Source organism: Psychrobacter sp. JCM 18902 (genome assembly GCF_904846615.1).
GTDB lineage: Bacteria > Pseudomonadota > Gammaproteobacteria > Pseudomonadales > Moraxellaceae > Psychrobacter.
Window position 1 is genome coordinate 2,067,339 of record NZ_CAJHBK010000001.1, and the last position, 15,555, is coordinate 2,082,893.

General features: G+C 43.6%; 13 protein-coding genes. 3 read left to right on the forward strand and 10 right to left on the reverse strand.

Annotated features, from left to right (window positions below; all coding sequences use genetic code 11):
* Positions 1-30: 30 nt before the first annotated feature.
* The 10 genes from JMY05_RS08490 to ispH all read right to left on the reverse strand — a co-directional run bounded on the left by JMY05_RS08490 (position 31) and on the right by ispH (position 11,158).
* Positions 31-408, reverse strand: a complete 378-nt coding sequence (locus JMY05_RS08490; RefSeq protein ID WP_227676610.1) for a hypothetical protein — start codon at positions 406-408, stop codon at positions 31-33.
* A 120-nt stretch (positions 409-528) separates the two neighbouring features.
* Entirely contained in the window at positions 529-1,221 is a 693-nt protein-coding gene (rpe, locus tag JMY05_RS08495) for a ribulose-phosphate 3-epimerase (protein ID WP_045444632.1), read from the reverse strand.
* A gap of 111 nt (positions 1,222-1,332) precedes the next feature.
* Positions 1,333-1,614 (reverse strand): TIGR03643 family protein, encoded by a 282-nt coding sequence (locus tag JMY05_RS14015; protein ID WP_372815738.1) that lies wholly within the window; start codon positions 1,612-1,614, stop codon positions 1,333-1,335.
* A gap of 333 nt (positions 1,615-1,947) precedes the next feature.
* Entirely contained in the window at positions 1,948-2,838 is an 891-nt protein-coding gene (gene fghA, locus JMY05_RS08505; RefSeq protein ID WP_201614822.1) for an S-formylglutathione hydrolase, read from the reverse strand.
* A gap of 221 nt (positions 2,839-3,059) precedes the next feature.
* Positions 3,060-4,541, reverse strand: coding sequence for a C13 family peptidase (locus JMY05_RS08510; RefSeq protein ID WP_045444236.1), 1,482 nt, complete (start codon positions 4,539-4,541; stop codon positions 3,060-3,062).
* A 346-nt stretch (positions 4,542-4,887) separates the two neighbouring features.
* A complete protein-coding gene (gene htpG / locus JMY05_RS08515; protein ID WP_045444233.1) occupies positions 4,888-6,879 on the reverse strand; it encodes a molecular chaperone HtpG in 1,992 nt (663 codons plus the stop codon).
* Between the two features lie 270 nt (positions 6,880-7,149).
* The gene (locus tag JMY05_RS08520; protein ID WP_320157823.1) at positions 7,150-8,682 is read right to left on the reverse strand and encodes a catalase; all 1,533 of its coding nucleotides are present in this window, start codon (positions 8,680-8,682) and stop codon (positions 7,150-7,152) included.
* A gap of 388 nt (positions 8,683-9,070) precedes the next feature.
* Positions 9,071-9,889, reverse strand: coding sequence for a thioesterase family protein (locus JMY05_RS08525; protein WP_201614824.1), 819 nt, complete (start codon positions 9,887-9,889; stop codon positions 9,071-9,073).
* Positions 9,890-9,903: 14 nt separating this feature from the next.
* Positions 9,904-10,149, reverse strand: a complete 246-nt coding sequence (locus tag JMY05_RS08530) for a hypothetical protein (protein WP_045444226.1) — start codon at positions 10,147-10,149, stop codon at positions 9,904-9,906.
* Between the two features lie 52 nt (positions 10,150-10,201).
* Entirely contained in the window at positions 10,202-11,158 is a 957-nt protein-coding gene (gene ispH / locus JMY05_RS08535) for a 4-hydroxy-3-methylbut-2-enyl diphosphate reductase (RefSeq protein WP_045444223.1), read from the reverse strand.
* 482 nt (positions 11,159-11,640) lie between these two features.
* Between ispH and gmk the strand changes: the two genes are divergently transcribed.
* The 3 genes from gmk (at position 11,641) to JMY05_RS08550 (ending at position 15,336) form a co-directional block, all read left to right on the forward strand.
* Complete coding sequence (gmk, locus tag JMY05_RS08540) at positions 11,641-12,267, forward strand: guanylate kinase (protein ID WP_045444220.1); 627 nt, start codon at positions 11,641-11,643, stop codon at positions 12,265-12,267.
* A gap of 197 nt (positions 12,268-12,464) precedes the next feature.
* The gene (rpoZ, locus tag JMY05_RS08545) at positions 12,465-12,725 is read left to right on the forward strand and encodes a DNA-directed RNA polymerase subunit omega (protein ID WP_045444217.1); all 261 of its coding nucleotides are present in this window, start codon (positions 12,465-12,467) and stop codon (positions 12,723-12,725) included.
* 412 nt (positions 12,726-13,137) lie between these two features.
* On the forward strand, positions 13,138-15,336 hold the full coding sequence (locus JMY05_RS08550; RefSeq protein ID WP_045444214.1) for a RelA/SpoT family protein: 2,199 nt from the start codon (positions 13,138-13,140) through the stop codon (positions 15,334-15,336).
* Positions 15,337-15,555 lie beyond the last annotated feature (219 nt).

The following is a 15,555-nucleotide window of genomic DNA, read 5'->3' on the forward strand; positions in this document are numbered from 1 at the left end:
CCAAACAGCTTTATCTCTGCTCATAAGACTCTAACTGTAAGTACCCATCAACCAAAGCATCGATATACAAGAGGTTAAATAACCCAAGCTAATGGCATTCCAGCTCTCTATATGCATGCCTTTAACTTTGTTAAGTATCTTCGAACCTAGCCAAAAAAACAGGGGAATGCCCAGCATAAATGCAGGCACAATGACCGCAGCATGACGTAATACTTCACCAGTATCATCACCCACCATTAGCCGAAAGCCGTAACCTGCCAGACTTAGAACCAAGGCAAATACAGCCAAGCCAATAGTAATACCCTTTGGCACCAAGCTGCGTTGCTGTGTCTCATTCTGAATTGGCTGCTCAGTGCTTTGCTCTGACTCAGGTGATTCTGACGAATTGATTGAGTTTTTTGTGTCCATATTTCACCTTTACGTAACTTGCCATTATGCATCGTTATCCGTTATACAGCACATTTCGCTACTATTCTTTTATGACGAAAATGACTGACGAACGTATTTACCAGTCACATAAGACCGTGGTTATTCGTTACCATTAGCCAAAGCCAGCTCAGCACGCATAGCATCAATAGCCACTTTATAGTCATCTTGGTTAAAGATCGCCGACCCTGCCACAAACATATCCGCACCCGCTTCGGCAATGGCTCGGATATTACTGGCTTTGATACCGCCATCTACTTCTAATCTGATATCACGACCACTGGTGATGATGCGCTGACGGACTTGGCGCACTTTTTCTAACGTCCCTTCAATAAATGACTGACCGCCAAAACCTGGGTTGACGCTCATCAATAAAATTTGATCTACCTTGTCCATCACATAGTCTAAATAATGTAATGGCGTTGCGGGATTCAATACTAAACCACATTCAGCACCGCCATCTTTGATCAGCTGTAAAGAGCGATCAATATGGGCGCTGGCTTCTGGATGAAAAGTGATAACACTCGCACCTGCCTCCAAAAACTGCTCAATCATGCCGTCAACTGGTGATACCATCAAATGCACATCGATTGGTGCATCAATCCCATAATCACGCAGCGCCTTACAAATCATACTGCCAAAGGTGAGATTGGGTACATAATGGTTATCCATTACATCAAAATGAATCACATCAGCACCTGATTCCAACACCCTTTCAACTTCTTCACCTAAACGTGCAAAATCAGCTGAGAGTATTGATGGGGCGATAAGATAAGGTTTAGAAGGAATAATCATAGTTGAGCTACCTGATTCTGTTGAAATAAAATACGAATAAAAATAAAAAGAAACTAAGAACTGGCTCAAAAAACTGTGCCTTTAAAGCAATAATATTAAGAACTCAAACTACTAGCGCTGCTTATACTGGGTTTTGCAATAAGCACGACCGACATCGAAGCCTCGCTTAGCTTGATGTTTGGTCGCGCGATTACTGACACGCTGACGCCATAAGCGAAAAGATGACGGCTTTAGCGCTTGGCGCATCAGCTTAATCACGCCTGCTTCATTGAGACCATAGCTATGCTCTATCGCCCCAAACGGTGTTCTGTCCTCCCACGCCATTTCTATCACTCGTGAGACTTGCGCGTCATCTAGCACTTTATCACCCGACTCATTGACTACGGTTGCGATAAGCTCATCTGAACGTGTCTGTCTGTCATTTGATTCAGTACTAATATCATCATGCTGATTATTTTTTAGAGCCGCAGCCATATCGGCTTGCATGGTCGCAAGCGATGACTGAACGGTTTGCTGCTTACAAGCCAAACCATCGACTACTAATGCTGTCAGATTACTTGCCATAAAACCTTACCTTTAAAGATGCTTAACAGATATTCAGCCAACTTCTATTTTATATCAATCTATTTTATATCAATCTATTTTATATCAATAAATATGCTTGACTAAATAATCAGCGTAACTGTCTGTCAATTTATCGATCAGATCATCATTCTAATACTGGGCTTAGCTCATTTGTGCCATACGCCAGTGATGTTCGATATGATCGTTAATCACCGCTTGGATAAAATAGTAGCTATGATCGTAACCCGCCTGATAACGCAAGGTTAAGGGCTGATTGGCTTTGTCACAAGCGCGTTGCAATTTGGTGGTTTGCAGTTGACCCTCTGCTAAAAAATTATCAGCCGCGCCTTGATCTACCAAGATACTTGCATACTGCTGCCCCGATTTTTCAATCATCTGTGCAGCATCTGCCTGCGCCCATCGTGACTTATCATCGCCGAAGTATTCTGTATAAGCGGCTTGCCCCCATGCCGACTCACTGGCCGCGCACACAGGCGATAAAGCTGAGACACTCACAAACTTGCCTGGAAACTTAAAGCCCAATAGTAATGCTCCGTGACCGCCCATCGAATGCCCTGTCACGCCGATACTGTCAATAGGAAACTCTGAGCGTAACAAGTCATATAACTCATCAACGATATAGCTTTGCATATTAAAATGCTCTGACCAAGGTGCTTGCGTCGCATCGACATAATAGCTGGCACCCTGACCAACAAAATAGCGGTCGTCGTTTGGCACATCGCTGTCATCACTACTTCGAGGTGATGTATCAGGCGCGATAAGTATCATGCCAAGCTCGCTACATTTTTGCTGAAAGTGCGCTTTGTGGGTGACATTATCAGCATTGCAAGTGAGACCCGATAAATATAGAATCGCAGGGCAGCGACGACCAGCAAGCGCTTCATCTGGCAGATAAATGCTAAAGGTCATCGGTGTTTTGGTCGATGATGATTGATGGCTATAGTAATGCTGCTCACCATCGAAACAGCGGTTGACGCTGATCTGCGTGATTTTTGAGTTGGTAGATAAACTGTGTTTATAAGAGTTGTTCATAAGCGACATCCTTTTTATCCAAAGTAAAGTACACGATGACTTATAAAAAGCATTGGTAAAGTAATACTAGTACTTCTCCAAACTCACTTAGTACTCAATCATTATACCATTCACAAGAATTAAAGTAGTAAGGAAAGCGAGTGTCAGTATTACAGATTCTAGACTGAACGAGCTTAATACGGCTCATCGTGATTTTTGGGTTGCGGGTTTTGGGTTTACTGTTAATTGGCAGTGATCGCAGTATTAGCCACTGGCTGACCAGAAGCACTATCCTCTACGACATTAATGGCGATAGGATCACTGTCATTAATAATACTGGCGACTGGTGGTCGGGTTTTATCAAACAATACTTGTTCGAACGCTGGCAAAGCAGTCTCCATCAGACTACCAATCACCATCTGCGGCTCTGATGGTTCAAAACCCATCGCACTTTCACGCTCATTCACACGCAAACGGGCATCTTTAAAGGCAGATTCAAAACTGGTATTACCACGCAGGCTTTCAGCAAAAAACGCTTGCCCAAAATAGGTCATCTCAGCTGTGTTGGTGCAGCCAAACGATGCTTTGTCAGCGGCTGATGCAGTAATCACCACCGTGGTTGGGGAGGCCAATTCATCGATAAATGAGCCTGAATAGCAGGCAGATACCACAATCACCCGCCAGCGAATACCTGAAGCGTCTAGCGCCTCCCGTAACCATGCGGCGTCTAGATTCTCCATTGCTAATGGTGGATTTGCTAATTGAATGATATTTTCGTTGCCGTGTGAAGACAAGGTTAGGAATAACACATCCTCATCGGCATTCATCTGCTGACCAATTTTCTTTAATCCACGCAGAATACTGGTTTTGGTAGCGATTGGCTCATCAAGCCAACTATAAGTATTGTTGATCAACGAGAGTGAATGTCCACTAGTGCCAAAACGCACATCGAATAGCTCACGCACTTTATTAATCTCAGAGCGAAAAACGTCTTGACCAGAGAATCCTGCCACACCCATAAAATACCAGTCGGTCTTGCCCGAAGTGCTAGGATCGATACTATTTAATGCTTGCTGTAACAAACGAGGCTGCTCATATAATGCCGCTTCGGCTAAAACAGGCTCTACAGGAATCTGCTTAAATATAGGCTGGTCCGCGACATTACGCTGCCAAATCGTCAACAGTGCGACTGCACCTACCAATACAATGACCCGCTCCCACCACGGTATGCGTAGACGACGAGAAAAAATCCATAATAACGCCAACGTCTGCCATAAAAACAGCACCAAAAACAGTATGGGTAAAAGTGAATAGCTCCAATCTGGTAACCAACCATAACTGCCCAAAAACTGCACCAAACTTTGTAATAGTGCAGATAAGGTATCAGCCACTAACCACAATACCACGGGCACAAACACCAACGTTTGATTGCCAGAACGCCGTGCCAAAATGATGCCGCCCAATAAAATTATCATCGGCCAAATCAAGTAGCTGACCAACCCTTGCTCATTAAAGATACTGCCATTTTCCGCGGCTAACCAAGAAAACAGTACATTACTACCGAGTGCCAATAGTGCAAATACGGCAAACTGGATAAAGGTAGGTTTTACCCAAGAAAACGCGCGCGTCGACCCTACTAGCATCCACAAGGTTGCAATAATATTGGCAGCGAAATTGAGCGAAAAACGCTGAAGCGATACGGTTTTTAACGACGCAAGTGACAAAGACTTAAACCTCTAGCCAGTCGAGAAAAGAAAGTGAGTTGATGATGATTTTTGGTGTGGCAGCTACCTACGAAATGTCATTAATTCACATTTTTTATATAGCATATGGACATCAAGATTACATGCAATTCACAATGAGATAATTTTAAGAGACGAATAGCAAAGACTAAAAATACGACTAAACAGTTTAGCTCGCTAATATAACGCGATTGTAACGGATTGTCGGTCAAGAGGATAAGGCTGATTTGTAAAATTCGCTTAAATTTGGCTAAGAACATATAAAAAAGGAGGTCTTGAATCCAAGACCTCCTTTTTTCTCAATAATGACTGTATCAAAGACTCACTACTATCTCATCAAAAGCTCATTCACACGTTTTAGATAAGCGGCTGGATCATCTAACTGACCGCCATCTGCTAACAATGCTTGGTCAAAAATTACTTGCGCCAATTTATCAAAATCGACGTCAGATTGCTCGCTAGTCTCTAACTTTTTAATAAGTGGATGATCAGGGTTAACCTCAAGCGTCGGCTTGCTTTCTGGCACATCTTGACCCATTTGCTTCAGCATCTGAATCATCTGTGGTGATAACTCACCTTCACCAACGACCAAGCAGGCAGGACTATCAACCAAACGCGTCGATACTTTAACGTCTTTGGCACGTTCACCTAACGCTGCTTTGAGTTTATCAACGACTGGCTTCATGGTTTCTTGCGCTTTTTCAGCTTCAGCTTTTTCGGCTTCGTCTTGCAAGTCGCCCAAATCAACCGCGCCTTTGGCAATGTTTTGTAGCGGTGTCTCATCAAATGAGGTCAAGAAATTCATCGCCCATTCATCGACACGGCTGGTCATCAAAATAACTTCGATGCCTTTCTTTTTGAACAGCTCAAGTTGTGGGCTATTTTTAGCAGCCGCTAGATTGTCAGCTGTTAGATAATAAATGGCTTTTTGACCCTCTTTCATACGCGCTTTATAGTCTTCAAAGCTGGTCGTCACACTATCCTGAGTACTGGTCGCATAGCGGAGCAATTTGGCAATACGTTCTTGATTGCCCATGTCTTCGCCAACGCCTTCTTTGATAACATCACCAAATTCAGCGTAGAACTGCGCGAATTTTTCTTGCTTATCACTGTCTTCACTGTTGGCAAGACTGGCGAGCAAGGTCAAAATACGACGCGCGTTACCATCACGGATAGATTTCACATCACGCGACTCTTGTAATAGCTCGCGGCTGACGTTCAATGGCAAGTCTGCTGAATCAATCACCCCTTTGACGAAACGCAGGTACATTGGCAATAATTGCTCAGCTTCATCCATAATAAAGACGCGCTTCACGTATAGCTTTAGTCCATGCTGCTGGTCACGAGTATATAAATCGACAGGGGCTTTTTTCGGAATATATAGTAGCTGAGTATACTGAACACGACCTTCGACACGGTTATGCGTCCATGCTAGTGGCGCGTCCATGTCATAGGTGATATTTTTATAAAAATCGATATACTCTTCATCTTCAATCTCAGATGCCGTACGTGTCCATAGCGCGCTGGCTTTGTTGATAGTTTCCCATTCATCAGTCAATACCATCTCGCCACCAGCAGGTGCGTCGTCGTTATCATCTTCTTGCCAAACTTCTTTACGCATCTGAATCGGCAAGCTGATATGGTCTGAGTATTTATTAACCAACTGCTTAATTTTGCCACGGTCTAAATAGCTGTCTTCGCCCTCACTATATTGCTCTTTTAAATGCAAAGTAATGGCGGTGCCACGAGTTTCTTTCGTGATAGGTTCAACCGTAAAGCTACCCGTACCATCTGATACCCAGCGCACGCCCTTATCCGCAGGCTCGCCCGCTTTACGTGTTTCAACGCTAATCGTATCGGCAACGATAAAACCTGAATAGAAGCCAACCCCAAACTGTCCGATTAATTGACCATCTTGCTTTTGTGATTCAGACAGCTTGTCTAAAAATGCTTTAGTACCGGACTTGGCAATCGTACCCAAGTTTTCGATGGCATCGGCTTCATTCATGCCAATACCATTATCGGTAAAGGTGATGGTTTTGGCGTCTTCGTCGACAGCAATGCGAATTTTTAGCTCGCCATCGTCTTCATAAAGACTGTCATCATTGGTCGCTTCAAAGCGCAATTTATCACAAGCATCAGAGGCGTTTGAAACCAGCTCACGCACAAAGATATCAGAATTAGAGTAAAGCGAATGGGTAACTAGATGCAGCAGTTGCGCCACTTCCGCCTCGAAGGTATGTTTTTTTAATTCTGGGCTGCTTTTATTAACATTGATGCTATCAACTTTTTGGTTATCAACTGGGGTCTGTTCACTCATAAAAAACTCCTTTAATTTATGTCAAAAACGTATCATAAAATAGCAATCATTTGACTGTCTCTACTCAGCTACAAATTAAGCAGTTCAATTTCGAATATCGCTAAGCTGTTTATACTAATAGGGGCGCAGCAGAAAATTTCAAGCTAAAAAGCACAATTCAACAAAAACACCGCCCTAGTTTCCTAAGGCGGTGTCGTTATATCGATAATAGGTTTAGCAAGTATATTCAGCAAATAGATTTAGTAATACGTTTTTAGATAGACCTATCAACTATAAGCAGCTAGGCAAATGCAGCGCTGGATCTGACTCACGAGCATTCATCGCATCTTCAACCGTTAAGCCTAGTGCTTTGGCAACGCCTGCGCCATAAGCAGCATCACACCAGTTACAGTTGCGAATGTGGCGATACTGAATAAAGTTCGGCACACCAGCCATATTATTCGCTGTGTTTTCAAATAGCACTTGTTGTTGCTCAGCACTCATCAAATTAAACAATGCGCGAGGTTGGCTAAAATAATCGCTATCGTCTTCACGGAAGTCATAATGCGCCGCATAGCCGTCAATTTTTAATGGTGGCTCAGCATAATCAGGCTGCTCTTGCCACTGGCTAAAGCTGTTTGGCTCATAATGCGGGCGACTGCCATAGTTATCATCGACACGGCCTTGACCATCACGATGATTGCTCATCACAGGGCAGCGCGGCTTATTTACCGGAATCTGTTGATGATTGACACCGACACGATAACGCTGAGCATCGGCATAGTTAACCAAGCGGTTTTGTAGCATTTTATCCGGTGAAACGCTGATACCCGGTACTAAATTACTTGGGGCAAATGCAGCTTGTTCCACATCGACAAAGTAGTTGTCAGAGTTTTTATTTAATTCAAACTCACCCACTTCAATCAGCGGATAATCATCTTTTGGCCATACTTTGGTCAAGTCAAACGGATGATAAGGAACGGTATCCGCCTCAGCTTCTGGCATGATTTGCACATACATTTTCCATTTCGGGAAATCACCATTTTCGATGGCATCGTACAAGTCTTTTTGATGACTCTCACGATCAGAACCAACCACCTCTGCCGCTTCTGCGTCGGTTAAGTTCTTGATGCCTTGTTGCGTGCGGAAATGGAATTTTACCCAAAAACGTTCTTTGGCTTCATTCCAAAAACTATAGGTGTGCGAGCCAAAACCATGCATATTTCTGTACGAGGCTGGCAGACCGCGATCACTCATAACGATAGTAACTTGATGTAAGGCTTCAGGTAATAAAGTCCAAAAGTCCCAGTTGTTGGTCGCCGAACGCATATTGGTACGTGGATCACGTTTGACGGCTTTGTTTAGGTCTGGGAATTTGCGCGGATCACGTAAGAAGAACACAGGTGTATTATTTCCCACCATATCCCAGTTACCTTCTTCGGTGTAGAATTTCAAAGCAAAACCGCGAATGTCGCGCTCAGCATCAGCCGCGCCGCGCTCACCTGCGACGGTACTAAAGCGTGCAAACATCTCAGTCTGTTTACCCACTTCGCTAAAAATATCCGCACGGGTATATTTAGTGATGTCATTGGTCACGGTAAAAGTACCAAATGCGCCAGAGCCTTTGGCGTGCATACGGCGCTCTGGAATCACTTCACGGACGAAATTTCCTAACTTTTCATTGAGCCAAACATCTTGCGCCAATAATGGGCCGCGTTTGCCTGCAGTCATGCTGTTTTGATTGTCTGCCACTGGTGCGCCATTGCCCATGGTCAATTGGGTCGGTGCATAAGGACATTTTTTATCGCTCATATCATTGTTCATAGTCATACTCCTGTGAATAGCAAATGGATTAAAGTACAAAATCTATTCTGAATACACTTCTATTAATAGTTCCAGAATAGTTGTCAGCTTGTTCGAAAAACGGTTTGTTTTTTTCATAGTAATGTCTAATGACAGTCATGTTCTGTGGTTAGATACTATTACAACCCATTACCGTTAATTTGTATAATTAATTAATTACATGCTTTCGTTTTGTTTTTCAGAACCACTTAACTTGTTTTTTACTCATCCAAATACTTTATTCCTTAGGATAGTTGTTATTAACAACGATAAATATTAACAGTGCAAGCACTCTCTATCAGCCTTGCTATCACTTTTTTAAAGCGAATTGACCATATTAAATAGAGCTTAATTAAATACCACAGAGCAATTAACGCGGCATCGGACGAATGGTCAAAATTTGCTCACTACGACCAAAAGGCCCATGAACGTCATGCAACACGGCGCTCGTTAAGCCAATGCCATCATTGCCATACTGCTGCACCGCTTCGATGCCAAGCCAGCGACCTTGCGGCGCGCGGTGCATATGAATTTGCAAATCCGTATTGGGAAACATCCATTCTAATTCTGACAAGCCAAGCCCAAGCCGAGGCACAACGCCATTGGCCGTATCGACCATGCCCAATAGATGCACCAAGTCATCAGTTTGCTTGCCCTCGATCATCTCCACATCATTAGTGATCCAGACCATACCGCGTCCTGGGCGACGCTGCGTATCATCAGCGACCAAGCGCACACTCTCAATAAACCCGCCCGGCCAGCCTTTCATGTCTTCCCAAATGGGCAACTCTTCGGGCTTATGTAACGCTTTTTGGTCTTCAATGCCCGCAATCTCGCTGGTATCTTGGGTCATTAGACGCCATGCCCGCGCAATAATCGCATCACGACCGCGACTGCTCATGACTGCTTCAATAAGCTCAATGGTCTTGCCCGGACGAATACAACGCGTGGTAATGGTAAAGTCATCCAGTGGAATCAATCCTAAGATATCTAGGCTAATGCGAGCGATACGCATGTTTTCTTGCGGCGCATAACCGTTTAGCTCAGCCGTGAGCAATCCTGTCGCTGGTGCCATATGCTGTTCATGCTCATTCCAAGCGCCTTGGGCATGTTTGGTTGGCTGATAATGTGCGACGTTGACGCCGTCTTCTCGCTGTTCGCGTTTGATAAAGTTATAATAAGCTGACATGACTGTCCTATGATTTATTTGATAAGCTCTTGTTGTTTTAACTTAAGAACCTGTCGACTCTTAATGACAAAAAATAATGCAACGACCATCGCGGCAATTAATACGCCATAAAAAACACTCTTTTCTCGCATAAAATGCAGAATATTACTGCCTAACACGAATCCCACCACGAGGATGACAAACAAATTCACTTTCAATTGTTTGTTAACCTCAGCGAGAGTGGCTTCTGCCAATACAAATCCTTTTTTTTGCTTTTTCATTTTGCGTTACCTACTATACGTTACCTATTAGATGTCTTGTACAAAGCCTTATCTACTTACCCACTTGGGTGACTGGGATACGCAAGGCTTTAGGCAGACTGAAAGTGACATTTTCTTCGATGCCTGATAGCTCACTCGGTAAATCGCCACCCCAATCTTGCAGCTGCTGTAGCACTTCTTGAATCAGTACTTCGGGTGCTGATGCGCCAGCGGTGACGCCGATACTCTGCACACCATCCAACCAGCTTTTATCCATCTCACTGGCATTATCGATTAAATACGCACGGCAATTCATCCGCTCAGCCAGCTCACGCAGACGATTAGAGTTTGATGAATTGGGCGAGCCGACCACCAAGACCACCTCACAGCGACTGGCTAAGTCTTTTACCGCATCTTGGCGGTTTTGCGTGGCATAACAGATATCGTCTTTGCGCGGACCTTGAATACTAGGGAATTTTTCACGCAGTGCATCGATAACGCGCGCCGTGTCATCCATAGATAAGGTGGTTTGGGTAACAAATGCCAAACGTTCGGCATTTTGTACGCTCAATGCTGCCACATCGGCTTCGTTTTCAACCAAATGAATGTGACCGCCGTGGCGACGGTTAAAGCGCCCCATCGTGCCTTCCACTTCAGGATGTCCAGCATGCCCAATCAATACCGCATCCATACCCTCTTGCGCAAATTTAGCGACTTCGATATGTACCTTAGTGACCAGCGGACAAGTGGCATCGAATACGGTCAAATCGCGGCGCTCAGCCTCATCTTCGACAGCTTTTGATACGCCATGAGCAGAAAAAATAACGATAGAGCCATCAGGCACTTCATGAAGTTCTTCCACAAAAACCGCACCGCGATTGGCCAAGTCAGAGACGACAAATTTATTATGTACCACCTCGTGACGGACATAAATGGGCGGTTCAAAACGTGTCAATGCTTCGTTCACAATCGCAATCGCGCGATCCACACCAGCACAAAATCCACGTGGATTAGCAAGATAAATTTGCATAAGAGGGCCTATCATTAGATAATTTATTATTAAAGCTTAAATACACAACATTACTGTCAAAAGCTTTAACTCAAAAATTGGGATGAATTCATTACGCTACTTTAGCATAATTTACTTTTATTGCCTTTGAAAATAGCACGGTACTAGAGGCTGTTTTAACTAGAAGCACACACATATTCATACGTTCAAAGTATTTATCCATAGTGGCAGCGTTAACTGCACTCAATGCACCAAAAACGTGATTTATACTAAGTCGCCCTATGCCATCTTTACGCCGCTTCGATGATAACAACTGATCAAAGGCGGCTTTAATTAAAATAAAAGCCACAAAAGCAGTTTATAATAGTGCATCGATGACAATGTCTATCGCCATACATGATGGCGATTTTTCTTTTTACCAGTTTTGAATTGTTTACTAAAACAGCTTTGGCTCTTTTACTCGCACAGATTTGACTAGCACACACTCCATTAGGACACATTGTATGACAGGTTCATTATTTATTATTACTGCCGCCTCAGGTACGGGCAAAACCTCACTGGTAAAGCAGCTACTTGCCACGACTAATGACTTAACCGTCAGCGTATCACACACCACGCGCACGCCACGTCCCGGCGAGATTGATGGTCATCATTATCATTTTACCGACGTCGAAAAGTTTGTGACTGCCATCGGTGAAAACAAGTTTTTAGAACATGCTGAGGTCTTTGGTAATTACTATGGCACCTCGGAGCAAAGCGTGCGGACACAGTTAGAAGCAGGCGTCGATGTTATTTTAGAGATTGATTGGCAGGGCGCACTACAAGTCAAAAAAATCTTTACTGACGCCATTATGATTTTCATTTTACCGCCAAGTATTGCCACTTTACGTCAGCGCTTATCGACGCGTGGGCAAGATACTATGGAGGTAATAGAGCAACGTCTGGCTGGCGCAGTGACTGAGATGGCGCAATATGTCCATTTTGATTTTGTGATTATTAATGACAATTTTGAGGTCGCTTTGACTGAGCTAAAAGCCATTATCGTGGCGGACAGGCAGACGCTTAAGCGTCAACAGCAGCGGTATCATCGCACCATCAGCAATTTACTTAACAATAAAGTAGAAGAGTAAAGCAAGAGCGAAATACTACTGTCAACACAGTCGATGAGCGCTTATTAATAGATACGTTAATAGACACGCAAAAAGCAACTACGCGGCTGGGCAAAAAATGCTATAATGTCTCGCTATCCCCCTTTATATTTTGATATTATTTTTATTGAGTGGCGGGCAAGCTCCGTGACTAATAAAAACAACCGAGGTAGCTACATATGGCACGAGTGACGATTGAAGATTGTTTGGATAATGTTGATAATCGCTTTGAACTGATTTTAGTGGCAAGCAAACGCGCACGTCAATTGGCCAAAGGTATCGCAGAACCATTGGTTGATGTGGATAATGACAAGCCTACGGTATTGGCATTGCGTGAAATCGCTGCTGGTAAAATCACTCGCGATATCCTAAATCAGCCAGAGCACAACTTTGCCACCAGTTCATTAGATTTGGCACTGTCAGGCGATCATGGTTTTTAAGACACTGTATTATTAAAATACCGCATTGAAGATTTGTCGTATGAAGCCTATAAAGCTAACCACTGCCTTATAAGACAAATACACACAGTGATGACATATTGACGAGAGACCACAGCATAGGCTGTGGTTTTTTGGTTGTAATGGCTGGTTGCTGTGATATTGCTTTGACTGTTTTAGTCACCATTTATACCTGAAAACCTACCATTGAGTTAGAATTTCTAAATTTTTATAGCACCTGTTCGCTTAGCAGTTGACATTGAATGCGATTTACGATTAATTAGAGGATGGTCTACCTATTTTTATCTTTTTTCTCGAAATTTTTTATATTGATAGTATTCCAGCATTCATTCAGTCACCATTTACCCGATAGACAGTCAGGCAAACAGGTAATGGAAAATAGGATCGTTACTTTATGAGTCAAACCTTACCCAAACTCAGCCATCATTTAGTCGATGAGGCTCAATACAATTTACTGCGCTCAGTAGGTTACCTCACTGCTGCTGAACGCCGTGATATTATTGATGCCTGTGAGTTCGGTGATATTGCGCACATCAAAGATAAGCGTAAATCAGGAGAGCCTTATATCACCCACCCGATTGCGGTGGCCGAGATACTGGCAGGTTTTCGTTTGGATCGAGATACGATTATTGCAGCGATTTTGCATGATACGGTCGAAGACACCGAGGTGAGCGATGAGCAGATTGAGCAGCGCTATGGCAAAATAGTGGCGAGACTGGTCGACGGTGTGACTAAGCTAAAATCATCCTCACACAATAAACAGCAAAACAAAGCAGCCACCTTTCATAAAATTTTGACAGCTACCCTTGCTGACCCACGCGTATTGATTATTAAGCTTGCTGACCGCTTACATAATATGTCGACACTGGATGCAGTACGCCCAGAAAAACAACGCACCACAGCACAAGAAACGTTGGACTTTTATGTGCCGTTTGCGCGGCTAATGGGTCTTAATGATATTGCCGATTATATCGAGGTGCTCTGTTATCGTAATCTTGATTCTGACATGTACAACAAACTGTCTGACAAGCTACTACAGCACGGACTTGGGCGTAACTTTCAAAGAGAGGCGATACATCGCTATTTAAGTATTGTCCTCAATAATTTGGGGTTGAATGGTCTGGTCAAAGTTTTAGACAATCGCGTGGTCATCTACCGTCAGTTTTTCCGCAATCGCGGTGAAATCAACGCTCTACTCCGTCATTATGCCTTTGAGATTGTCCTTGATAATGTCGAAGCCTGTGACAAGCTGGCCTATTACTTAATTAAAAAATACCAGATTGATGACTCTCATATCGCTGATAATATTCGTCGTCCGCTACCAGGTGGCAATCAATCACTCACGCTTATCTATGAGCGCGATAACGATGTCGTCAAAGTGACGATTTTGACCAAGCAAATGCAAAGCGCAGCGCGGCTTGGTGTCATTGGTGCAGAGCATGCCTCAGACGTTAGCCAATCGGTTATCCAAGCCTCATTACGCAATATGAAAGACTTGGTCGATGAAGACAGCTTAGATGAAAATAGCCCAGACTTTTCAGCAGCAGTCTCTACCATTAATGAGCTGATGGATTACCTACACTCCAGTAAAATCATCTGCTATAGTCCAAAGGGTCGCGCTTATGAGCTACCACAAGGCGCAACCGCGCTAGACTTTGCTTACGCTGTCGGACCGATGGTCGGCAATGTAGCCGTTGGCGCCAATATCGATGGCAAAAAAGCCAAACTTGGCACGGTCGTTAAGAATGGGCAGCTGGTTGAAATAGAAGTCAATAGCCACTCAGAACCAAAAGCAGAATGGCTAGGATTTGTCGTGACCAATAAAGCGCGTGAAGAGATTTTGCGTTGGTTTAAAGACTTGTCTCCTGCTGATAAGCAACACCATGGTCAACAAGCCTTAGATCGGGCGCTAAAAACCTATCAAAAAAGTCTCGATGACTTAACCGATAGTGATTGGAAAAACCTCACTGAATGGCGTGGCTTGACCGAAAAATCCGAACTATTTGAGCAAATAAGCTCTGGTACGTTACTACCACAGCTGGTGGTAACTCGCTTGTTTAGCGATGAAGTCAATGATTTACAAGCACAAGAACACAGTGATGATATGACCCAACCACAGCAGCTGATCGTCAATGCGTCTGGGGTTGAGCTTGATTTTGCCAATTGTTGTCATCCTATTTATGGTGACCCTATCGTCGGTCACTTGTCCCGTCACGGTCTGGTTGTTCATCGACACAAGTGCTTTTCACTTGACGATATTCGTAAAGACAATCCTTATCAGGTTATACAACTGCGCTGGCGTAATGACAAGGCCGTAAAACAAGGTGACGCTGGCGAGCATGACATAAAAAATACCGGAAAGATTCGCTTTCCAGCCTATTTAAAACTATCTATTGCCCTCAGCGACGAACAAATTACTGAAGTCATCTATCATTTACGCCAACTAAATATAGGGGTAGAAAAAGTAGACGTGCGCAGTAGTGACACCATCATCCATATCATCGTTCGCAGTCGCAATCATCTAGCTCAAGGCATTCGCGAGCTACGCTCCTTGCTAGGTTTCCCAAACATCATCAGGCTGTATCAGCTGTAGTGCTGGTAACAAGGTGTAGTGCGCGTGATACATTGCTACCAACACTCACTCAATAGAACATTGAATAATGGATTTAGAAAATTTTAGAAATACCTGAGATAATGATAAACTGTGTTTTTTGATTTTTAACAAATAAACGTAGAGCGTGTCATCATTTGTATGGTGAAAAACAAGATGTAAATGATGAATAATGCGCCCTTACCTACCAAACCAGAAAAA

Coding starts and splice junctions, on each gene's coding strand:
- JMY05_RS08490 (WP_227676610.1), bottom strand. CDS start 408: ATGGACACAAAAAACTCAATCAATTCGTCAGAATCACCTGAGTCAGAG.
- rpe (WP_045444632.1), bottom strand. CDS start 1,221: ATGATTATTCCTTCTAAACCTTATCTTATCGCCCCATCAATACTCTCA.
- fghA (WP_201614822.1), bottom strand. CDS start 2,838: ATGAACAACTCTTATAAACACAGTTTATCTACCAACTCAAAAATCACG.
- htpG (WP_045444233.1), bottom strand. CDS start 6,879: ATGAGTGAACAGACCCCAGTTGATAACCAAAAAGTTGATAGCATCAAT.
- JMY05_RS08520 (WP_320157823.1), bottom strand. CDS start 8,682: ATGAACAATGATATGAGCGATAAAAAATGTCCTTATGCACCGACCCAA.
- JMY05_RS08525 (WP_201614824.1), bottom strand. CDS start 9,889: ATGTCAGCTTATTATAACTTTATCAAACGCGAACAGCGAGAAGACGGC.
- JMY05_RS08530 (WP_045444226.1), bottom strand. CDS start 10,149: ATGAAAAAGCAAAAAAAAGGATTTGTATTGGCAGAAGCCACTCTCGCT.
- ispH (WP_045444223.1), bottom strand. CDS start 11,158: ATGCAAATTTATCTTGCTAATCCACGTGGATTTTGTGCTGGTGTGGAT.
- gmk (WP_045444220.1), top strand. CDS start 11,641: ATGACAGGTTCATTATTTATTATTACTGCCGCCTCAGGTACGGGCAAA.
- rpoZ (WP_045444217.1), top strand. CDS start 12,465: ATGGCACGAGTGACGATTGAAGATTGTTTGGATAATGTTGATAATCGC.
- JMY05_RS08550 (WP_045444214.1), top strand. CDS start 13,138: ATGAGTCAAACCTTACCCAAACTCAGCCATCATTTAGTCGATGAGGCT.